At 70.8% G+C, this 18,543-nt stretch carries 24 protein-coding genes; 7 read left to right on the top strand and 17 right to left on the bottom strand.

Annotated elements, in window-relative coordinates; all coding sequences use genetic code 11:
* Nucleotides 1-217: 217 nt before the first annotated feature.
* Both ACFWBW_RS11975 and ACFWBW_RS11970 read right to left on the bottom strand, forming a co-directional pair.
* The gene (locus ACFWBW_RS11975) at nucleotides 218-373 is read right to left on the bottom strand and encodes an Rmf/CrpP family protein (protein ID WP_385370800.1); all 156 of its coding nucleotides are present in this window, start codon (nucleotides 371-373) and stop codon (nucleotides 218-220) included.
* A 12-nt stretch (nucleotides 374-385) separates the two neighbouring features.
* On the bottom strand, nucleotides 386-2,638 hold the full coding sequence (locus ACFWBW_RS11970; RefSeq protein WP_385370798.1) for a phage minor capsid protein: 2,253 nt from the start codon (nucleotides 2,636-2,638) through the stop codon (nucleotides 386-388).
* Nucleotides 2,639-2,861: 223 nt separating this feature from the next.
* Here ACFWBW_RS11970 and ACFWBW_RS11965 point away from each other — a divergent pair, with 223 nt between their 5' ends.
* Entirely contained in the window at nucleotides 2,862-3,008 is a 147-nt protein-coding gene (locus ACFWBW_RS11965; RefSeq protein ID WP_385370796.1) for a hypothetical protein, read from the top strand.
* Here ACFWBW_RS11965 and ACFWBW_RS11960 read toward each other — a convergent pair whose 3' ends face one another.
* The 13 genes from ACFWBW_RS11960 to ACFWBW_RS11900 form a co-directional block, all read right to left on the bottom strand.
* Nucleotides 3,009-4,487, bottom strand: a complete 1,479-nt coding sequence (locus tag ACFWBW_RS11960) for a phage capsid protein (protein WP_385370794.1) — start codon at nucleotides 4,485-4,487, stop codon at nucleotides 3,009-3,011.
* Nucleotides 4,474-4,905, bottom strand: coding sequence for an HNH endonuclease signature motif containing protein (locus ACFWBW_RS11955; protein ID WP_385370792.1), 432 nt, complete (start codon nucleotides 4,903-4,905; stop codon nucleotides 4,474-4,476). The genes ACFWBW_RS11960 and ACFWBW_RS11955 overlap by 14 nt, the downstream gene beginning before the upstream one ends.
* Before the next feature lie 64 nt (nucleotides 4,906-4,969).
* A complete protein-coding gene (locus tag ACFWBW_RS11950; protein ID WP_385370818.1) occupies nucleotides 4,970-6,199 on the bottom strand; it encodes a PBSX family phage terminase large subunit in 1,230 nt (409 codons plus the stop codon).
* Nucleotides 6,199-6,642, bottom strand: a complete 444-nt coding sequence (locus ACFWBW_RS11945; RefSeq protein WP_385370791.1) for a helix-turn-helix domain-containing protein — start codon at nucleotides 6,640-6,642, stop codon at nucleotides 6,199-6,201. The genes ACFWBW_RS11950 and ACFWBW_RS11945 overlap by 1 nt, the downstream gene beginning before the upstream one ends.
* Nucleotides 6,643-6,808: 166 nt before the next feature.
* Entirely contained in the window at nucleotides 6,809-6,952 is a 144-nt protein-coding gene (locus ACFWBW_RS11940) for a hypothetical protein (RefSeq protein WP_385370789.1), read from the bottom strand.
* Nucleotides 6,953-7,157: 205 nt separating this feature from the next.
* Nucleotides 7,158-7,934, bottom strand: coding sequence for a hypothetical protein (locus ACFWBW_RS11935; RefSeq protein WP_385370787.1), 777 nt, complete (start codon nucleotides 7,932-7,934; stop codon nucleotides 7,158-7,160).
* A complete protein-coding gene (locus ACFWBW_RS11930) occupies nucleotides 7,931-8,266 on the bottom strand; it encodes a hypothetical protein (RefSeq protein WP_385370785.1) in 336 nt (111 codons plus the stop codon). The genes ACFWBW_RS11935 and ACFWBW_RS11930 overlap by 4 nt, the downstream gene beginning before the upstream one ends.
* Nucleotides 8,263-8,448 carry a hypothetical protein gene (locus ACFWBW_RS11925; protein WP_385370783.1) on the bottom strand — a complete coding sequence of 62 codons (186 nt, stop codon included), beginning with the start codon at nucleotides 8,446-8,448 and terminating at the stop codon, nucleotides 8,263-8,265. Before ACFWBW_RS11925 ends, ACFWBW_RS11930 begins: the two co-directional genes overlap by 4 nt.
* Entirely contained in the window at nucleotides 8,445-8,735 is a 291-nt protein-coding gene (locus ACFWBW_RS11920) for a hypothetical protein (protein WP_385370781.1), read from the bottom strand. Before ACFWBW_RS11920 ends, ACFWBW_RS11925 begins: the two co-directional genes overlap by 4 nt.
* Nucleotides 8,732-9,553: a hypothetical protein gene (locus ACFWBW_RS11915; protein WP_385370779.1), complete on the bottom strand. Its 822-nt coding sequence runs from the start codon at nucleotides 9,551-9,553 to the stop codon at nucleotides 8,732-8,734. Before ACFWBW_RS11915 ends, ACFWBW_RS11920 begins: the two co-directional genes overlap by 4 nt.
* Nucleotides 9,550-10,362 (bottom strand): hypothetical protein, encoded by an 813-nt coding sequence (locus ACFWBW_RS11910; protein ID WP_385370777.1) that lies wholly within the window; start codon nucleotides 10,360-10,362, stop codon nucleotides 9,550-9,552. The genes ACFWBW_RS11915 and ACFWBW_RS11910 overlap by 4 nt, the downstream gene beginning before the upstream one ends.
* Nucleotides 10,363-10,518: 156 nt before the next feature.
* Nucleotides 10,519-11,538 (bottom strand): DNA cytosine methyltransferase, encoded by a 1,020-nt coding sequence (locus ACFWBW_RS11905; protein ID WP_385370775.1) that lies wholly within the window; start codon nucleotides 11,536-11,538, stop codon nucleotides 10,519-10,521.
* Between the two features lie 53 nt (nucleotides 11,539-11,591).
* Nucleotides 11,592-11,861, bottom strand: a complete 270-nt coding sequence (locus ACFWBW_RS11900) for a hypothetical protein (protein WP_385370773.1) — start codon at nucleotides 11,859-11,861, stop codon at nucleotides 11,592-11,594.
* A gap of 233 nt (nucleotides 11,862-12,094) precedes the next feature.
* Between ACFWBW_RS11900 and ACFWBW_RS11895 the strand changes: the two genes are divergently transcribed.
* On the top strand, nucleotides 12,095-12,505 hold the full coding sequence (locus ACFWBW_RS11895) for a hypothetical protein (protein ID WP_385370771.1): 411 nt from the start codon (nucleotides 12,095-12,097) through the stop codon (nucleotides 12,503-12,505).
* 760 nt (nucleotides 12,506-13,265) lie between these two features.
* Here ACFWBW_RS11895 and ACFWBW_RS11890 read toward each other — a convergent pair.
* Both ACFWBW_RS11890 and ACFWBW_RS11885 read right to left on the bottom strand, forming a co-directional pair.
* Nucleotides 13,266-14,579: a tyrosine-type recombinase/integrase gene (locus ACFWBW_RS11890; protein ID WP_385370769.1), complete on the bottom strand. Its 1,314-nt coding sequence runs from the start codon at nucleotides 14,577-14,579 to the stop codon at nucleotides 13,266-13,268.
* Complete coding sequence (locus ACFWBW_RS11885) at nucleotides 14,576-15,226, bottom strand: hypothetical protein (protein ID WP_385370767.1); 651 nt, start codon at nucleotides 15,224-15,226, stop codon at nucleotides 14,576-14,578. The genes ACFWBW_RS11890 and ACFWBW_RS11885 overlap by 4 nt, the downstream gene beginning before the upstream one ends.
* Nucleotides 15,227-15,394: 168 nt before the next feature.
* On the opposite strand from ACFWBW_RS11885, the gene ACFWBW_RS11880 reads away from it, so the two are divergent.
* Genes ACFWBW_RS11880 through ACFWBW_RS11860 form a run of 5 tightly spaced genes read left to right on the top strand, consistent with a single transcriptional unit; the run spans nucleotide 15,395 to nucleotide 18,469 of the window.
* Nucleotides 15,395-15,655: a helix-turn-helix domain-containing protein gene (locus tag ACFWBW_RS11880; protein WP_385370765.1), complete on the top strand. Its 261-nt coding sequence runs from the start codon at nucleotides 15,395-15,397 to the stop codon at nucleotides 15,653-15,655.
* A gap of 60 nt (nucleotides 15,656-15,715) precedes the next feature.
* A complete protein-coding gene (locus tag ACFWBW_RS11875; protein WP_385370763.1) occupies nucleotides 15,716-16,261 on the top strand; it encodes a hypothetical protein in 546 nt (181 codons plus the stop codon).
* A complete protein-coding gene (locus tag ACFWBW_RS11870; RefSeq protein ID WP_385370762.1) occupies nucleotides 16,258-16,536 on the top strand; it encodes a hypothetical protein in 279 nt (92 codons plus the stop codon). Before ACFWBW_RS11875 ends, ACFWBW_RS11870 begins: the two co-directional genes overlap by 4 nt.
* Entirely contained in the window at nucleotides 16,533-17,381 is an 849-nt protein-coding gene (locus ACFWBW_RS11865) for a toprim domain-containing protein (protein WP_385370761.1), read from the top strand. Before ACFWBW_RS11870 ends, ACFWBW_RS11865 begins: the two co-directional genes overlap by 4 nt.
* Nucleotides 17,378-18,469 (top strand): AAA family ATPase, encoded by a 1,092-nt coding sequence (locus ACFWBW_RS11860; RefSeq protein WP_385370759.1) that lies wholly within the window; start codon nucleotides 17,378-17,380, stop codon nucleotides 18,467-18,469. The genes ACFWBW_RS11865 and ACFWBW_RS11860 overlap by 4 nt, the downstream gene beginning before the upstream one ends.
* Nucleotides 18,470-18,543: the final 74 nt, after the last annotated feature.

Here is an 18,543-nt window from a genome sequence, read left to right as displayed (position 1 = left end):
CCGCAGTTTGATCGGCTTGAGTGGTGGCCGCGGAGAGCTGCTGCGCGGCGGCGGGATCGGCGGCCGGCGCCCCGGCCGGGGCGGGGTTCTGCTCACCCGTCGGAGCGGCCTCGACGGCGGGATCGGCGGTGTTCTCGGGCATGGTGGTGCGGCCCTCCGGGGCTCGTGCGGGCATGAAAGAGGGCCACCGGATCGGCGGCCCTACAGAGGGAAGGGGCTACGGCGAGGGCCGGACGGCGGCGGCGTAGCCACGGACCCAAGCGGCGGTGAGCCGGGGGTCGGTGAAGCGGGGGCAGCGGGTCACCGGATGTCCGGCGCGCGCGGCGGCGAGCCCGTCCGCGCGGGCGCGCACGGCGTCCTTACGGAACGCCAAGCGGTCACCCCCTCACTGCTTGTTGCGCTGGTTGTCGCGTGCGCTGCGGGCGGTGGCGCCCGCGCCGTTGCGGACGCCGGTCACCTGCTCGGTGAACTCGGCGAGCGTGACCCTGGGGACGTCCTCCCAAAACCTGATCAGGTCCTCGGACGCTCGGGCGTAGGCCACGTGGGCGGGCCCGGTGAACAGCGTTCGCGGGTCGACGCCGGCGGCCTCGGCGCGGCGGTTGAGCATGTGGCCCCGGGTCGCGTCCTCGGCGGCGAGCCACTGCACGTAGATGTGCTCGTCGTACATGGACCGGATCTCGTCGCGGCTGTACGCCTCGCGCGACGCCCTCGCTTCGAGCTCGCGCTCGTAGACCCATCGCTCGGCGGCGGACATGTGCTCGGTGCCGTCCGGGCCGCGCTCGATGTCGGCCCCGTACGGGCCCCATTCGTCGGGGTCGGCCGGGGGCGGGTCGTCGAGGCGCATCGGGTGCATGGCGGCGTCGAGGGCATCGTGCGCCGTGATCGTGGCGGTGGCACTCGCCCCCGCCGGCGGCGGTGGTGGGACGGGCGGGTACCGGCGGTCGATCTCGGCAGCAATCCGTATCGAGTCCTCGGGGCTCGCGTAGCGGGTGCCCCACATGAGCAGGTCGTCGCCGAGGGCGGAGAGATCAGCGGAGAGGCGCCCGCCGGGGAACAGGGCGTCGAGCATCCGGCGGCGGTGGACCTCGGCGCCGATCGCCGGCCGGTCCTCGGGGACGTGGCGGGCGCGGGTGGCGAGGTCCCGCTCGGACATGCCGAGCAGGTCGGTCCGTATGGAGGGCATCGCGGCGTCGAGGTCGCGCCGGTCGGCCTCGGCCATGACCCGCAGCATCCCCTCGTCGTCGAGGTGCAGCGCCATGCGGGCGAGCTCGTCATCGGAGAACTCGGCGAGGCTGTCGACCATCCGGCCGCCGGGGCGGACCCGGTCGAGCAGGGCCTGCTCGTCGCGGCGGTCCGCCTCGGCGGCGATCCGGGCGCGGTCGCGTTCGTCCAGCACACCCGGGCGCAGCGCGGCGCCGAGCTGCTCGTCGCGCATCTCGGGCAGCGTGCGGTCGTCGCCCGCTCGCACGCGCGCCGCCTGCACCGCGTCGTGCGGCGGGGTCGGCGCGGTGGTCGGCAGATTGCCGGCGCCCGGGGCTTCCCGTTCGCGGCGGCGGATGAGCTCGGGGTGCGCGGCCAGGTGCTCGCGCATCCGGCCTTGGTACTGCCGCACCCGGGCGTCGGCCGCGCGCTTGGCCTCGGGGGTGACGGCGGCGGCGCTGCGGTTCTTCCACTTCCTGATGGCCCGCTCGATCGCCCGCTGCCGCTGTGAGGCGGCGTATCCCGCCGGGTCCTCGGAGTGCTCGACCGGCGCCCGGGTCACCCCGGGCAGGAACGCCGAGGTGGAGTGCCGACAGTTGGGGTGCTGGAGTCCCGCGCGACGGGCGTCGTCGAGTGATCCGGCGACGTCCACCCGCACGGTGCGGCCGTCCTCGGTGGCGTGCTCCATCTCGATCGTCCGGGCGCCGCTCGGGCCGTCGAGCGCGAGCACCCGACCCTCGAAAGGGCCGCAAAGCTCGCAGTTGTGGGGTGCGTTGGAGACGATCACCAGCCGGATACCGGCGGCCCGCAGGCGGTCGCCGTGCGCCTCGACGGCGGCGCGCCCGACCGCCGTCCGGGTGGCCATCTCCGCATAGCTCGTCATCTGCCACGACCGGCCGCGGCGGTCGACGAACGTCCGCAGACCGGCGTCGCTGAAACGCTCCATCGCGCGTTGCGTGGCCTGCCTGCGGGAGTCGATCCCGAGCAGCGGCGTCGCCGACACCTCGCTGATGATCTGCCGGTATCCGTCCTCGACGCCTCGCAGGATGCCGCGATGTGTCTGCGTCACGAGCTCGACGGTCTCGGCGGCGAGCCGGTCCACTGCCCGGGTGCCCGGGGTGCGCTCGGCGATCCGCCGGGCGTCGGCATCGGACAGCGCGCCGAGCTCGGCGAGCCCGGCCTGCGCCCCGATGTCGTACGCCTCGGTGACGGCCGAGAACACCTCAAGTCCTGTGGCGCTCGCGAGGGCATCGACCACGCCCTGAGCCGCGCGCCGCAGGGGCTGCACGTCGGCGAGCTTCGCGACCGCCCAACCGGGTGCCTCGAAACCGTCGGCGAGCTGCCTCGCGACGAGCGAGAGCAGGCGCGTCTCGGCGTCCGCGTACAGGTCGCGGACGGCGGCCGAGAGATCCTCGGCCATCGCGGGATGGATGGGCACAGCACCTCCCCCGGAATGTCGCCATTGGTGGAGGTACGCACCGCTCCGAATGTGCGGATGCCGTGAACGGTTGCGGGCGCTCGAAAACAGGAGAGGGTGTGGTCGGGGCCCCGGTCAACTGCCCCTGATCAGGGGTTCTTTCGAGCGTGACTCTATTAAGTTAACCAAACGAGCGCATATGGGTAAATTAGTGACTAAATGCCGCGCTTGTAGGGTCGCGGCCATGGGAATCGAATCGCAGATCGCCTTGGTGTCCTCCCCCTTCTTCGCCGTCGTCACGGTGTTGATCGCTGTCGCCATGACGCACCCCGAGCCGCAGGTACGGGCCCGAGCGGAAAGGCTCCTGGGCGTGATCTTCCGGACCGGCTAGCTAGTCGAGGAGACCGGCCTGCATAGGGTCCGGGACGGCGGCCCCGGTCTCGGAGAGGATGCGGTCGGTCTCCTCCTTCACTGCGGTGGAGTCCCAATCGGGGTGCAGCATCTGCACCTTGGTCAGCGTAGATACGGCCTGCGCCTGCTGGAGCAGCGAAAGGGTCTGCGCGAGCGAGGCCGAGTCCTCACTGACCACCGGGCCGAACACGACGGTCGGCCGCTCTGGCACGATGCGCGGCGTGAACCATGCCCGGTCGAGCAGGAGCATCGCGTACAGGATGTCGCCGAGCTCGGGCGACCAGTACCTCGCCTTCTTCTTCCGGGTGGTCATGGACCGCCGGTCGCGCGCCCGGATCTCGGTCGCGGTCACGGCGGCCTGATCGTCGAGCCCGAACGTGCCGAGGCTGTAGCCGGCGGACTGCACAGCCTGCCGTGTGGTCGCCGCCGAGGTCCGCTCGTGCTCGTCAACCCGGATGGCGAACTGCGACAGGGTGATGCCCGTGCCGCTCTGCTCGGTCGGGGGGATGTTGAGCAGGGTCCAGATTTCCCGGTCGGAATCAAAACTCGCGCCGCGGCCGGGGCCGTGGTCGCGCAGGTAGCCGTCGGGGACGAGCAGCCGTGCGCGGGCGAGCCTGATGTCGCGCACCCATGATGTCCATGTGGTGTCGAGGGCGTCGAACAGGTCGTACAGCGGAGCGCCGTAGTCGCTCCTGCCGAAGACGCTTCCCCTGTTGGCCCGGTCGGGGCGGATGTTGGGGACGTAGGCGGCGGTGAGCCGGTCGATCCCGGTCGCCAGGGCGTCGCCCTCGGGGCCGAGGGAGTCGGCCAGGTCGGCGACCTCGGGGTGCTCGGTGAGCGGGACCCGGGTACCGAGGCTGTCGGACGAACCCTCGTAGAGGGCGTGCTCGATCCACCCGGGGGAGTGCCGTTCGAGGTGGCGCCACACGGTCGCCGAGGTCGAGGTGAGCTCGTGCCAGAAGGTGACGGCGGTGAGGCGCCCCCACCGCACCTCGGGAACCGCGCTGTCCGGGTGCACGCTGGTGAGCAGCGGGCGGTCGGCAAGCGAGCGGTCCCACGTGATCCGGAGATAGACGCCGCCGAGCGCGGCGCACACCTCGGCCGCTTCGAGCAGCGCGTTCGCGATGCCGTCGGACTCGGCGAGCTCGTCGAGCCGGTCCTGCGTGACCGAGTCGGACACGCTGAGCATGGGCGGCTCGGCGAACAGCAGGTCGGCCGAGCTGCCCGCGATGTCACCGGGCAGGGGAATGTGCAGGCGCTGATCGGGCACCGCCTGCTGCTGATCGCGGTCACGCCCCCACAGCCGGCGGCGCCCGTCCCCCCGGACCGCACTGCTCCGGTAGACAGCGGCGAGCCGCTCGTGCTGCCCGCTGTACCAAGCGTCGTCGATCCGGATCTGCCGGTACTGGCGAGCGAGGGCGGGCGGCGGCCAGGGGGCGCCGTTCTCAGGCAGGGGCACGGCTCACCCCCCGACGTCGTCGTGTGCGAGCGCGCGCCGCCGAGCAACGGCGGCAGTGCCGCGTGCCGTTGGGGGCGGTGTACGTGTTCGCGTCGTCGAAGACGTGCCCACGGCCGCAGTGCGTCTGATGAGCGCGCCGCGCGGCGGGGGACACCCCGCGCCGGATGTTGACCCGGTGGGTGACCGGTTCGAGGTGGTCGGGGTTCACACAATGCCGACGCCGGCAAAGGTGGTCGATCACGAGCCCGTCGGGGATCGGCCCCCGAGCCAGCTCGTAGGCGACCCGATGGGCGTACGCGGGGCGGCCGTCCACCTTCACTTGGCCATAGCCGTTGGGCTTCACGTGCGCGGTCCAGTCCCAGCACCCGAGCTGGCCCGGGGCGACCTTGGCGAGGAACCGATCGGTCAGCGAACGCACACGACCACCCCCTCGACAGGTCAAGCCCGAGGCGCGGCGAGGCGCCTCGGAACGGGGGAGGGGATCAAGCGGGGGCGAGCAGCCCGCGCCATTCGTGCACGGTGCTGTGCACGGCGTACCGCAGCGCGTCGAGGCTGTGGTCGGACGCCTTAACGGGTCGGTCCTCGCCACGCGCCGCCGCGGCGTCGTCCCATACGTACGAGGGGAACTCGCCGAGGAGCCCCTCGCACGAGCGATGGACGAGCAGGCGGCCGGAGTCGAGGAGGTTCGCCACGCTGCGGATGCCGTCGCCGACGGCGTTGTTCGCGCGGGCGACCCCGGCGTATCCGTCGGCCCAAAGCTGAGTGGAGAAGCTCGCCGCGCTCGGGTCGATGAACGTCCACTCGGGGTGCACGCCCATCTCGTCGAGCCAGTCACGGACGGCTCGGCTGTACGCGGCGTCGGTCATCTGCCGGCGCTCGGCGCGCGAGTCGTGGCGCCACTCGCCCACGGCGTACAGGCGCCCGTCCTCGCCGAGCCCGAGCAGGACCATCGAGAAAGGGTTGCTCGTGCCGTAGTCGACGCCCGCCCAGTACCGGCGCATGGCGGGCAGGGTGTCGACGACGTGCCGCTGCTCGTCGTACGCGTCGTAGACGGCGCCCTCGGCGACGCACCACTCGCCGAGGATCATCCGGCGCCGCCATAGCCCGGTGTACTCGGCGGCCAGGGCGGCGACGTACTCGGGGGACAGGGCCGGATTGTCGGCGAGTTGGAAGTGCCAGGAGCGAAGATCGAGTTCGTGCTGCCGGTCGAGGTACTGCGCTTTAAGCCAGTGCCTCGGCCCGTCCGGGTTCGTGGTCCCGAGCAGGATCGCCCCGGGTACGGACAGGCGGGCGAGGAGCTGCACGAAAAAGGCTTCGGGGAGCAGCGTGATCTCGTCGGCGTAGGCGACGGAGGCGGTCAGACCGCGCAGCCGGCCCTCGGACCGGGCGTCGCTCGCGCCGATCAGGTGCACCACCCTGCCGAGGATCACGGCCGTGGTCGCGCCCCGGGTGTGGTGGACCTCGGCGGCGGTGTCGGTGAAGAGCAGCGGGTCTTGAAGCGGCTCGATCACGTTTCGCTCGATGGTGGCGAGCGACCGGCCCACGATCAGGATCAGGCCCGAGGCCGGAGCGCGCCGCACCGCGAAGAGGAAGCGGAGCAGGCTCGCGATCGTCTTCCCGGACCTGACCGAGCCGTGCCACACGTTGATGCGGGCGACCGAGTCGCGGAGCGAGGCGAGTTGCTTGTCGGAGAGGTGGCCGGCCGAGGGGATCACCCCCCGTCGGTGTCACCGCCCGGCGGGCCGAGCAGGGCGTCGGCGAGGCGGTCGAGCATCCCGCCGGCGCTGCCGCCGCTGGTGTGGCGGGCGAGCTCGGCGACCTTGGCGTGTACCTCGGTGAGCGCCCGCGCGGCCGTGGCGTAGTCGCGTGCGTCCCGGGCGGACTCCGCCTCGACGACCCGCTCGACCTGAGCGAGAGCGCCGTCGAGGGCGTCGTCGGCGAGGCGCTCGCGCCGGGCGGCGGAGTCGGCGGTACGGGCCTGCGTGGCGGCGGCCACCCGGGCCCCGCCGCTGAACGCGAGGCCCTGCTCAGCGGCGATCTTCGAGACGGTGGCGGCGCTGCGCCCGGTTTCTCGGGCGATGGCGTTGCGGGACTTGCCTTCGGAGTGCAGTCGGCGCACCGCCTTGCGGTCGGCGTCCGTGATCGGCTCGGCCACGGGATCACCTCCCGGACATGCCAACGCCCCGCCACCGGGGGGATGGTGGCGGGGCGTGAGTGCAGTGCTTGTTTCCGGGCACGCCGGGGGCGCTCCCCACACTAGGTCACGAACGGATAACAATGCAACCTCAGTGCAGGTGGTGCATCATCCCGCCCGGGTCCGGCTACAGGAGCCCGACGACGCGCGCCGCGAACAGCAGCGCCGCGGCCGATGCCGCGGTAAAGCCCAGCAGGAAGACAAGCCGCAGGGTGCCGTCGCCGCTTTGCAGCGCCTCGCGAATTACCCGCCCCCAATAACGATTCCTCATTACTTAATCCTTCCGGGAAGTTCAGTGCACGAGTGCAGACCTAAATATTTACTTAGCTAAACTAAGTAAAATGAGGCCGAGCGAGGCCAAGAGATCCCGCTATGTGGTGAACTGTCGCGCCAACTGGGGGGCGGTGGGGCAGGTTTGCACGCGGCGTTATCAAGTCGTGATGGTGGGGGCCGGGTGAGCCGGCCCCCACCAACCGCTACGCCGTGGCGGCGATGTCCACCCCGAGCGCGGCGATCAGCTCGGGGAGGTCGTCCCACTCCCACACCCGCGCCCGCTCGGCGCCGTCGAGGGGGACGGGGGCCGAGCAGTCCCGCGCGCCCGAGCAGGTGACGCTCGGCGGCCCGTCGGGCGCACTGTGCAGGATGAGCTCGCCCTCGCACCACGGGCACGGCTCGGGCAGCGGGGTCTCGCGCCGGTCGAGGCCAAGTGCGCGCAGCACCCGGGCCTCGGCGATCCGAGCGGTACGCCGCGCTTCGTGCAGCAGGTAGAGCGGCAGCACCTCGTACGGCGGGGCGCTGATCGCTCCGTCGAGCTCGGCCTCGGGGGCGGTGTCCTCATCGAGCACCCGGCCCTCGACCCACACGCACGCGAAGTGCAGCCCGTGCCGCCTGCTGCCCGCCGCACGGTGGCTGTCGGGTGCGCCCGGGTCCGTACTCAGCCACGCCCGAGGGTCGCCCTGCTCGGTGCGCTGGACGGCGGCGGCGAGGGTGTCGGCGAGATCGAAGATCAGGCGCTCGACGGCCCGCCCGGCGTCGAGCGCGCCGAGGTTGAGCGGGGCGGGGTGCTCGCGCAGCACGAGCGGCGCCCGGTCCTCGACGAGCAGCTCGTCGTCGTCGCGCATGGTGTGCGCGAGCTGCCGCGGCGGCCAGTGATCCGCCGGCGGTGTCCCGATCGCGAGCAGCAGGTCGGCCCACCGGCCCCGGATCACCCGCAGGGCGCGCACGGTCTCGCCCACAGCCTGTGCGTAACTCACTGGTCCCCCTTGGTGGTGCGCAGCGCATCGGCCTCGGCGGCGTACTGGTCGCGCTCGGCCTCGATCTCCTGCATGGCTTGTTCGGCGGCGTCGATGCGGTGGCGCAGCTTGAGCGCCGCCGTCTGCTGCCCGCCGGCGGACTGCCGGAAGCGCTCGCACTCGGCGATCTCGGCCTCGGCCAGGGCGCGGAGTTGGGCCGCGTCCCCCGGGGTGAGAGCGCCTCGGTCGGCGCGAGCGAGCAACAGCCGCAGCGCCGCCCGCCGCTGCTCGCGCACGCCCTCTCGGGCGGCGGTCCGGCCCCGCCGGGACCGGGTACGGGTGGTGTCGTTCATGAGGTCTCTCCGTTCTCGGCTCGGCGGGTCGTCGAGCAGGCGGTACAGGTGGTCGAGCAGGTGGTGCGGCCGAGGCGGCGCAGCTCGCGGTCGAGGCGGTCGTCGATCCGGACCATGTAGGCCAGGGACGAGCCGAGCGCGAGGGCGAGCACGACGGCGAGGGCGAGCAGCGCCGAGGTCATGGGGTGTTCCCCTCGTTTGTTCGGGCACGGCCGAGCAACCGGTCGAGGGAGCGCCGAGCGCGCGGGGTCTCCCGCGCGCGAGGCGCGACCGGTCGCGCGCCTTCGAGGTGCTGTTGATGGACATCGTGAACACCTCGAACCAGTGGGAATTGGTCGGTCATGTGCCATCCCTCGATGGCGAGGCGGTCGGCGAGTGCGGCAACGACGGCGGTCGCGAGGTGCGGCTGCACGTCGAGCTCGTCGGTCAGGTGCGCGGCGATCACAGCTCGGGCGGCGGCGGGGATCATCGGACCTCGCCCCCGCCGCTGGTGTGCCGGGCCCGGCCGTCCCGTCGAGGTGCGGGCGGTTGGCACATGATCCGTGCGAGCCTGATCTGCTCGGCCTCGCCCTGCTCGTCGACCCCGAGGTGAGCGACCAGCGCATCGACGCGGGAGGGGTGGACGCCGGTCAACGGGCGCCGGCCCTTGCCCCTGTTGCGGAAGCTGCTCCGGCACTGCTCGTCGATGGCGGCGAGACAGTAGGGGCACTTCACCCCGAGCGGGTCGGGGATGCCCTCGGCGACGAGCTGCTCGCGGTGGGCCCGAGCCTTCCGGAACGGGCGCAGCTCGGCGGCGACATGCGCGGGCATGTACCGGCGCGGGCCCGTGCCCACCCCGGACATGAGCGCGGCGAGACGTTTCTGCCCGGCGGGGTCGATCTCGGGACGGTGGTGCGAAGGGGCGGTATGTCCGGTCGCCACCGCGGCCCGGGTTCCGAGCAATTCGGCCCGCCAAGCCTTCGGGTCGTCGGGGTCGACGTTCGGAACGGGGTCGGTGTGCCGGTTCATGAGCTCGGTCCGGAACGGTCCCCATGCGGCGAGCAGGTCGTGCGGCTCGATTGGGCGGTACTGCGCCGAGCGGTCGCCGCCGCGCTGTTCGTAGTAGCGGCGGGTCGCGCGGGCGGCGTCCCATGCCACGTCCGGCATGGCTGCCGGGACGTCGGCGACGGCGGCGGTCCACTCCGAGATGGTGCGGGCGGACTGCTGCGGATCGGCGAGGGCACGGCGCACGCGGGAATCGAGCGTGCCGGCGAACGCCAACAGGGCGGCGATCTGCTGCTCGTTCATGGGGTGCGCTCCTTCTGTGCGGTGATCAGGGCGAGGCCGGCGGCCAAGTTGTCGGCGTAGGCGGCGGTCGACGATGCCCTCGACGGGCTGCTCGACGGGCGGTCGAGGTCGGACCAGACCTTGAGCCAGTAGCGGGCCGCTTTCGGGGCCTCGCCCGGGACGGTGCGGCGGGCGGCGAGGTCGACCAGAGCCTCGACGCCGTGCTGCTGCGTCAGCCGGTAGACGTCGCGCTGCTCCCCGAGGCCGAGCGACCACCTGACGGTGACCGAGGCCGCGGCGAGGGCATCGTCGAGCGGGCGCAATTCGGGAATGAGCGCCGCCGAGCTCGCGCGCGGCTGCTGCTCTTGTGGTGAGTAAGTAGGTAGTACGTTCTGGGGGCCGATATCCGGCCCCCCGGGGGCCGGCCTGCGGCCCTCCCCAGGGCCGGTGGCCGGTCCCCCCGGGGCCGATGTCCGGCCCTCCCCGGGGCCGCTCACCGGCCCCCCGGGGGCCGATTCCCGGCCCGGGTCGAAATCCGGTCCGGGGCGATCCTCGGCCCCCCTCTCATCGAGGAGCGGCAGACGGTAGACCGTCTCTCCGCCGGGCCCGGTCCGGCCCTCGACGACGGCGAGCTCACCCGAGGCGAGCAGGGCGTCGACCGCATGGCGGACGGTGGAGCGGGCGGCCCGGGTCCGCTGCATGAGCGCGGCCGTACCGGCGTAGGCGACGCCGTCGGCGCCGGCGCGGTCAGCTACGGCGAGCAGGACCAGACGAGCGGCGCCTCGGGCGCGGGACCGGGTCCATACCCAATCCGTTGCGGCGAGGCTCAAGGGTTCGTCTCCTTACGGGATTTGGGTCGCCGGGCGGTTCGGGGCGCCCGGCAAGGGCGGCAGGTGTGTGAAGCGGGCAGCGGTCGCCGACGACGTAGCGGCGGGTACCTGTGGCGCGGCAGTAGGAACGGGCGGCGCCGTCCCAGAAACCGCAGATCATGCGGCAGGCGCCAGACCTGCGCGGTCGAGGAGCAGGCGCAGCGCTGCCTCGGCCTGCCGGACGACGACGCCGTTCCCCAGGGCGCGCAACTGCGCGTTGCGGCCGAGGCCCGGAACGCCGGTCACGTGTCCGGCGTCGAGTCCGTGCATCCACTCGACGAACGGCGGGTCGAGGCGACGGCGATCGTCAACTGCCCGGGGAGCGGAGCGGGTGAGGCGTTCCCACCGCTCGACGGCGCCGCGGTAGATCCCCCAGTCGAGGGGAGCATCGTCACCAGCAGCGGCAGGGGAGGGGCCCCGATGCCGTTCCGGTGCTTCGCCCGCATCCGTTCCCGCCGCGCCCGCCAGACTTCCGGGGCCTTCCCGTCGTCGTGGCCCGATGCCGAGGGTGTCGGCAGCAGGTGCTCGACCTCGTCGGCGAGCGTCGGCCCATGACCACCCGCGCGCCGCTTGTCCGGATGCTGCGAGCCCCCGTTCGAAGCAAGGTTCGAGGTCGGGGTCTTCAGCAGCGGGCCACGCGACGACGAACACGCGCTCTCGGCGGTGGGGAGCGCCGATCTCCGATGCGCGTACGCACGCCCACTCCGCATCGAACCCGAGGCGGGCCAGGTCTGCGAGTACAGCGCCGAGTGCGCGCACAGCAGGCTTACCGCTTCCGTCTCCCACGCACCACGCGCAGCGTTCCATGTCGCTATGGGCCGGCGCGGAGAGGAGTCCGCGGACATTCTCGATCACCACCAGGGAAGGGCGTAGGGACTGGATAGCGCGGGCGACGTGCAGCCACAGGCCGGACCGCGTACCGGCGGCGATGCCGGCGCCGAGGCCGGCCTCGCTCACGTCCTGGCACGGAAACCCGGCGGTGAGGATGTCGACGGGCTCGACCAGGGCGAAGTCTGCGGCGGTCAGATCGCCGAGGTTCGGCACCTCGGGCCAGTGGTGCGCGAGGATCGCCGCGGCGTTGGCGTCGTTCTCGACGTGCCAGGCCACCGATCCGCCGAGCACCTGCTGCACGGCCATGTCGAGACCGCCGTACCCCGAGCAGAGACTGCCGATCCGGGGACCGGCGGCGCTCACTGCTCGGCGCCGACGAAGCGGGCGTAGACCCGGTGCTCGACCCGTCCCTGCTCGACGACAGACCGGGCGACAGCCTCGAACGCGCCGTCGGGGTAGGCGGCCAGTCGACCGCTGCGGATGGCCTGCGCGGCCGATGATGCCCGGGTGATCGACGCGAGCCGCTGCACGATCGCCCACTCGCCCGGACGGTCGGCGAGCTCCATCGCGATCAGAGCGTGCTTGGTGTTCCGGCTGCGCGGCGGCGGCCCGGTGAAGGTGACAGACACAAGATCCCCCATGTGTTCTCGGACAGGAACAGCAACGGGCACAAGCTGCCCGGTACAGACTGTTTGTCTGTTGCTGTTCTCGAACAAGAACAACCGTAGTCATGGCTGAATCTGCACGTCAACGCAGTTCCGGGGTGTGCATTTCGGGGTAGTGGCTGCTTAGATAAGATCGTTCGCGTTCTGCGACAAGAACGGAGATGAGAACCCCCGTGTCCTCCATAGGTGGCGAGAGCTTGACGCCCTTCACCGACATGGTTCGCGAGGCGCTGGCCGTCCCCGGCGCGACCCTGCGAAGCGTGGCCGAGCGGGCAGTCGACCCCGAGACGGGCAAGAAGCTCCAGTGGACGACCCTCGCGAAGATCAAGAACGGCGAGAGTTACCGGCACGACAAGTGGATCGTCGGCGCCGTGGCGGCGGCGACCGGGCTCGATCCCGTCGAGGTGCGCAAGGCGGCGGCGGCCGAATGGGTGGGGCTGACGGCCGGCGACATCCTCGGCATGTCAACGCCCAAGGTTTCCATCGTCGTTGCGTACCAGCCTGGAACAAGGCCCGAAGATCTTCCGTTGGTTAAAGAGGCGCTCAAGAATCTTGACCTCGAAGACGCAACGATCACGGTCACTGAGGAGTCTCACGGAGCGTCGTAGTCGCGTGACCTGCGGCGATATGGGCGCTAATGTGGATCGGGCCTTGCCTCGGACATGTGTTCGAGCAAGGTACTCGGCCATGCCACGAGGGGGGCATCTTGTACCGCGTCCGCCGTACCCGACTCGACGACACCGCACCAGCAGCAGGGCGTGCCACCGCTGATAAGCGCGACATCCTGCTCGACGACAGACACATCACGGACACCGGGGCCATAGCCCTTGAGGCCGTCCTGAACGCCCTTCCCCCCATGGGCGGTCAGGAACGAGCCTCGAAGTGTCCCCCGCAGCCCGACGCGAGCGGGGCGGCGCAGGACTGAGGAAGTGAGGAGGGGCCGCGCGGCGCAAGCCGTGCGGCCCCTTTTGTGCGCCGGGGGTCCGGTGTAACGTGTGGCTTCGAGGGTGACGTTTGTGCAGGTCAGGGCCCATTCGGTGAGTGCCCAACGCGTGCCCAATGCGTGCCCATCGCGTGCCCGAACTGCTCTGAACCGGTCGTCACGGGTTGACACGGAGAAGCGCCGTCACAGGGCGTTGACCTGCGGAAACCGTCCCACGACGGCACTTCGTGAACCTATCCGACAGGAACCGTCTGGGGCTCGTAATGCGTAGGTCTCGGGTTCGAATCCCGAAGGCGGCTCTGTAGAACCCCCAGGACTCACTCGCCGTGACCTGGGGGTTTTGCTTTTTCCAAGGTCGTTTAGGTCGAGCGGTAGACGATCTTGATTCGGTCTGGTTGCAGTTCCCGTTGCGATAGAACGGATGTTCACCCCCACAAGGTGTCTCCCATCCGCTTCGCCGCGTCCTGCGCGAGCGGCGATCCAACGTGGGTGTAGCGGACCATCATTCGCATCGAGGAGTGGCCCAACACCTCCATGACGACGCGCGGGCTGATGCCGGACTCGATCATGAGCGTGCCCGCCGTGTGCCGGCCGTCGTGGACTCGGGCGTCGCGCAGGCCGGCCGCCGCAAGGATGTCCTTGAACTCGTCCCAGTCCTGCCGCGGGTCGATCGGCCGCCCGTTCTCCTGGCAGAACACCAAGTCGTTCTCCTCCCACAGCTGGCCCGCCGCCAAGCGCTCCTCAAGCTGCGCCTTGCGCTGCGCTCGGAGTACCGGAATCAGGGGCGGCGGGATCGTCACGATGCGCTTGTTCTTGCCCTTCGGCTCCCGGAACACCAGCCCCCCGCCCGTGCGTTCCGGGCAGGTCTTGGCGTGCGCTGTGCAGCCCTTCGGGCACGGCTTCGGGCAGCCGTTCTTCAGGCGCTTGTGCTGCTGGCAGGTGGCCTTGCAGCCCTTCCGGTGGTGCTTGGCGCCGCAGGCGTGTGCGTCCTCGCATCCGTGCTGCCACGTGAGGCGCTGGAGCTGCCACCAGACCTTCATCGCGCCGGTGTCCAGGTCCAGGTACTTCCACCGCAGGCCCAGCGCCTCGCCCTGCCGCAGGCCGATCGCCAGGGCGACGGACCATCGCGCGCCGTTGCGACGGCCCCCCGCTTCGGTGAGTAGGGCCCGAGCCTCGGCCTGGCCGTACGGCTCGATCTCCACCTCGGACGGCTGGGGCGGCTCGACGAGCGTCGCCACGTTTCGGTGGACGATGTCGCGCTGCATGGCGACCTTGAGGGCGCGGGAGATGATCCGGTGGACCTTGAGTACGGTTCCGCTGGCCAGTCCGCGGCGGAGCAAGTCGAGGTACATCGCGTCCAGGTGCTCGGCCGCGAGCTTGTCGACGCGGTGCTTCCCGATCCCCGGGAACAGGTACAGGCGGCACTTCGACCGGTAGTCGTCCAGGGTCCGCGGGGCCATCGTGCCGTCGGCCACCTTGCGGGCGCAGGCCGTGTCCATCCACGTGGTGAGCCACTGCTCAACCATCGGCGCCTTGCCAGCCTTCCGGGTCTTGCCCGCGTCGCGGAGCTTTTCCAGCTCCTTCACCTTGCGGCGCACGTCGGCCTCCTCGGAGCCCTGCCGGTGGCGCCGGTCCGGAGCCCCGTTGGGCTTCGTGCCGACCGTGACCCAGCCATGCCACCGGCCGTCAGCCTCGGAGAAGTAGACGCTGCTCTCGCCGTTGCTCCGCCGGCCGCTCACCCTGCGCGCCCCGGACGCCCGGGGGGCAGCAGTCCCTTCTTTCGCGCCGTCGAGACCCAGCGGCGCACGTTGCCCACGGAGGTCTGCATCTCCTCGCCCAGCATCGTCGAGGGTGACGTGTATCCCTTGGCCACGAGCCACTGGTACGAGCGGGCGAGGTCGGCCAGGAAGTCATCGGTGATGCGTCCGACGGGCCGGGCGAGGCGCTCAGGCCGCTCCCCGGGGTCGGCCGGCTTCCAGTCGGTCAGGAAGAGCCCGTTGGGGTGGGGTACGGGATTGCTCGCCGCGTCATGTTGCGCCAACTCCTCAGCGGTCCCGAAGTGGCGCTCAAGGTCCTCGATGGCGACGGGCTCGACATCGGTGGGAGTCAACAGTGCTGTGCGGGGAGGATTCCAGCCGCCTGGTTGGTCGTTGAGGATGCCGCGCGGGTCGTTGGCGAAGCGCTCAATGTCCTCGAAGGGGACCTGCCGCCACACGGCCGTGCTGATGGGCGTCTCGCTCTCCATGACGACCGTGTGCACGTTCAGCCGGGGGGCGGGGCCGGAGCCGGTTTCCCTCAGGCGCATGTAGACCTTCATGTCCTGATCGGTGGCGCGTACCCAGCCACCGGGAGCGCAGATTAGGCGCCACTCATTCGTCTCCTCCATGCACTCATAGTGCCAGTGGGTAGCTGGTTGCGCAATTAGCCAGGCAGCCCAACCCGGCCTTGCACGACTGCCCGCGACCGCGCTACCTTGAGAATGTGCAGCCTGGTCAGCCGCCCAACCAAAGTGGTTGGTGTGAGGTGCTGGCCAGCCAAAGCGCATGGAGATCGCATGACCCCGACTCGGGTCCCTGCTCGAATCCTGTATCCGACCGACGAGGTAGCGCAGCAGCTCGGCGTTGGCCTCACCACTGCTAAGGCGCTCATCGGCTCCGGCCAGTTGCGCAGCATCAAGATCGGCCACTCGCGCCGTGTTCCAGCGGAGGCGCTTCACGAGTTCGTGCAGCGTCTCGACGCCGAGCAGAACGGCGACGGCGCCGGGATTCCCGTCCCGACGCCGCCTGTCGAAGCGCACCTCACCGTCCAGTCCTGAACAGCCAAACGGCCGCGCATGTGGGACTCCGAATCCCGCGCGGCCGTGGAAGGGCTTCAAATGAAGACTGCCACGTCCACCACCAACATCGCCAGTGCGCTCGCCGCGGCCACCGCGCCGACCGGCAAGGCGCACCCCCTCCTCGCCGAGCTCCCCCCGGTCACGCCGCCCCTGACTGCCCGTGCCGCCCGCGTCCTGGACGGTATCGAGGAGGCCGCGGAAGGCCAGGATGGGAACTACGTCGCCTTCCTCGACCTCATCGCGGAGAGGATCCGGGCGGCCGGCGACTCGCCCGCCGTCCTCGCCGAGGTCCAGGCGGCGCTCGCAGAGGTGCGGGCCTCGAAGGAGCCGTGCACCCGCTACGTCTGGTGCACGGAAACCGGCGACCACTTCGAGCACTTCTCGGAGCACATTGCGGCCCCTAGCCCGGACCACTACGGCAACCCGGTCCTCCCCTTCGGGCTGATCGACTTCTCCGGCACAGTGACCGTCGGCCTCCTCGACCTCGACCTCACCCCGGACGAGGCCCGCCTACGGATCGCCGAGCTCCGCGCCCACCTCGACCACGTCGAGGCCCTCGTGGCCACCGCAGAGACCGGCCGGTGACGACCACCCGCACGACCGATCGCCCCGCCGCAGATGTGGCGGGGCCTTCGGGCGTGCCCGGCGGCGACTGGCCACCGGCCCCGTACACCGACGAGTTCCTGATCCGTGCTCGCGCCGAACGCGCGCGCCGCGAACTCACCCTCGGATCAATCCGAGCCCACCTCGAAGAACAGCCCTCCGCCCGCGCCGTACGCGCGGCCGCGCGCAAGTGGGCCTCCGACATCACCGCCCTCGGCGAGGACGTCGTACAGAGCAAGCAGGAGCCCCGCACGTGATCGCTTTCAACCGATTGGCGGACCGCCTCCGCGACATCGGCGAACCCGCGCGCTACCAGGGTGGGGCACTACGAACCCGCGGTCGCTGTCACGAGGGCGACTCCGACCACACCGTCGCCATCCGGCGCGGCGACAACGGCGGCGTCGTCGTCTGGTGCCATAAGTGCCAGGGCAATGCCGACTTCCTAGCCTCCATCGGCTGGACGGAGGCGGACCTCTTCGACGAGCCCCTCCCCGAGGGCGAGCGGCCGGCCGACGACACCTGGCTTCCGTGTGCCCGGCACGGACACCAGCGGGTCGCCCAGTACCTGTATCGGGCGACCAATGGGACCGTTGTCCACGGCGTCACCCGATGCGACCACAAGGACTTCGCGCAGTGGCGCCCCGATCCCTCCACCCGGTCCGGGCGCCGCTGGTCCCTGAACGACGAGCACGGCAACAGGCTGGTGCCGCTCGTCCCGTACCGCCTCCCCGAGCTCCTCGCGGCCAAGGAGGAGGACCGGGTCGTCTGGATCGCCGAGGGCGAGAAGGACGTCCACGCGCTCGTGGAACACGGTCTCGCCGCCACCTGCAACGCGGCGGGCGCCGGAAAGTGGACGGCCGAGCACGCCGCCTACCTCCACGGAGCCGACGTCACGATCGTCGCCGACCGGGACGACAAGGGCGAGCAGCACGCGAAGGCCGTCGTCGAGACCCTGCGGGGCATTGCACGGTCTGTCTACGTCGTTCAGGCCCGCACGGGCAAGGACGCCCACGACCACTTCGCCGCCGGCCACAAGGACCCCGAGTTCGTCGAGGTCTGGGCCCCGATTCCCTTCACAGCTGGATCGGCGGTGAACGCATGAGCAACGGGCCCCTGTGGCTTCCCCACGTCGGCAACGAGCAGCCCAGCGGGCTCATCCTGCCCAACGGTGAACCCGCCACCACGACAGGGGCACAGGAGCGCTCTCCGCGGCTCGACTGGTACGAGGCGTTCGCCACCGACTTCAGTCAGATCGACTACCTCCCCGGCCGGTTCATGGAACGCGGCCAGCAGGTCGCCGTGGTCGGGGACGGCAAGGTCGGCAAGACGCTCTTCCTGCACGACTGGCTCTGGCGGTGCGTTACCGGCCGGACGTTTCTGGGGGACGAACGCCGAGAGCCGCTCCGGGTCCTGTACTTCGACCGGGAGAACAGCCTCCGGGACATCGTCACCCGCATGGAAGCCTTCGGTGCGAAGCCGGTCGAGCTGCAAGAACGCTTCGACTACCGCCGGTTCCCCAAGTTCTCCGGCGGGCTCGACACCGCACCGCTCGCGGTCGCCGAACTCATGGCCATCGTGGACGAAAGCAACCCCGACATCGTCGTCCTCGACACCGTCTCGCGGTTCATCGAGGGCAAGGAGAACGACTCCGACACCTGGCTCAGCCTCTACCGGCGCGTCCACGCCCCGCTGAAGGACCGCGGGATCGCCGGCGTCCGCCTCGACCACATGGGCAAGGACGCAGAGAAGGGAAGCCGCGGCTCATCGGCGAAGTCCCAAGACGTGGACCACGTATGGGAGATGACCCGCACCGACGAGACCTCCAGCACCGAGAACGGCATCGAGACCATGGCGACGTCGATTCGGATGAAGCGAACCCACACCCGCACCGGCATCGGCCGCGACCTCATGAGCATCATCCGGCGCGGCCGGAAGGGCCCTGAGGGCTTCTGGCTCCCAGGCCAGACCCGACATGAGCCCGCGGACCCCGGGGCCGTCCGGCAGCAGGACCAGGTGATCCAGAGCTACGTAGACCACCTCCTGACCGCCGGCGTCCCCGGAGGTCTCGGCCGCGAGGCACTCAAGAGGTGGGCGGACCGCCACCAGATCCCACTACCTGGCGGAAGCACTCCGATGGCCGAGGTGGTGAAGCGCGTCAAGGCAGCACGACAAGAGTCCGAGTTGTCCTAGAAAAGCTGTCCCCTTCCGAATCGACTATCGGGCCTGTCCTAACACCTGTCCCAACCTGTCCCCGAACTGGATAA

This window comes from Streptomyces sp. NPDC059957 (assembly GCF_042730015.1).
Taxonomy (GTDB): domain Bacteria; phylum Actinomycetota; class Actinomycetes; order Streptomycetales; family Streptomycetaceae; genus Streptomyces.
The sequence above is the reverse complement of the archived record's forward strand: the minus strand, read 5'-3'. Positions and strand labels throughout refer to the sequence as shown.

What these genes read in the sequence shown, in the direction of transcription:
- ACFWBW_RS11965 (WP_385370796.1), top strand. Translation starts at nt 2,862, where the DNA reads ATGGGAATCGAATCGCAGATCGCCTTGGTGTCCTCCCCCTTCTTCGCC.
- ACFWBW_RS11940 (WP_385370789.1), bottom strand. Translation starts at nt 6,952, where the DNA reads ATGAGGAATCGTTATTGGGGGCGGGTAATTCGCGAGGCGCTGCAAAGC.
- ACFWBW_RS11930 (WP_385370785.1), bottom strand. Translation starts at nt 8,266, where the DNA reads ATGAACGACACCACCCGTACCCGGTCCCGGCGGGGCCGGACCGCCGCC.
- ACFWBW_RS11925 (WP_385370783.1), bottom strand. Translation starts at nt 8,448, where the DNA reads ATGACCTCGGCGCTGCTCGCCCTCGCCGTCGTGCTCGCCCTCGCGCTC.
- ACFWBW_RS11920 (WP_385370781.1), bottom strand. Translation starts at nt 8,735, where the DNA reads ATGATCCCCGCCGCCGCCCGAGCTGTGATCGCCGCGCACCTGACCGAC.
- ACFWBW_RS11915 (WP_385370779.1), bottom strand. Translation starts at nt 9,553, where the DNA reads ATGAACGAGCAGCAGATCGCCGCCCTGTTGGCGTTCGCCGGCACGCTC.
- ACFWBW_RS11905 (WP_385370775.1), bottom strand. Translation starts at nt 11,538, where the DNA reads ATGGCCGTGCAGCAGGTGCTCGGCGGATCGGTGGCCTGGCACGTCGAG.
- ACFWBW_RS11885 (WP_385370767.1), bottom strand. Translation starts at nt 15,226, where the DNA reads ATGGAGGAGACGAATGAGTGGCGCCTAATCTGCGCTCCCGGTGGCTGG.
- ACFWBW_RS11880 (WP_385370765.1), top strand. Translation starts at nt 15,395, where the DNA reads ATGACCCCGACTCGGGTCCCTGCTCGAATCCTGTATCCGACCGACGAG.
- ACFWBW_RS11875 (WP_385370763.1), top strand. Translation starts at nt 15,716, where the DNA reads ATGAAGACTGCCACGTCCACCACCAACATCGCCAGTGCGCTCGCCGCG.
- ACFWBW_RS11860 (WP_385370759.1), top strand. Translation starts at nt 17,378, where the DNA reads ATGAGCAACGGGCCCCTGTGGCTTCCCCACGTCGGCAACGAGCAGCCC.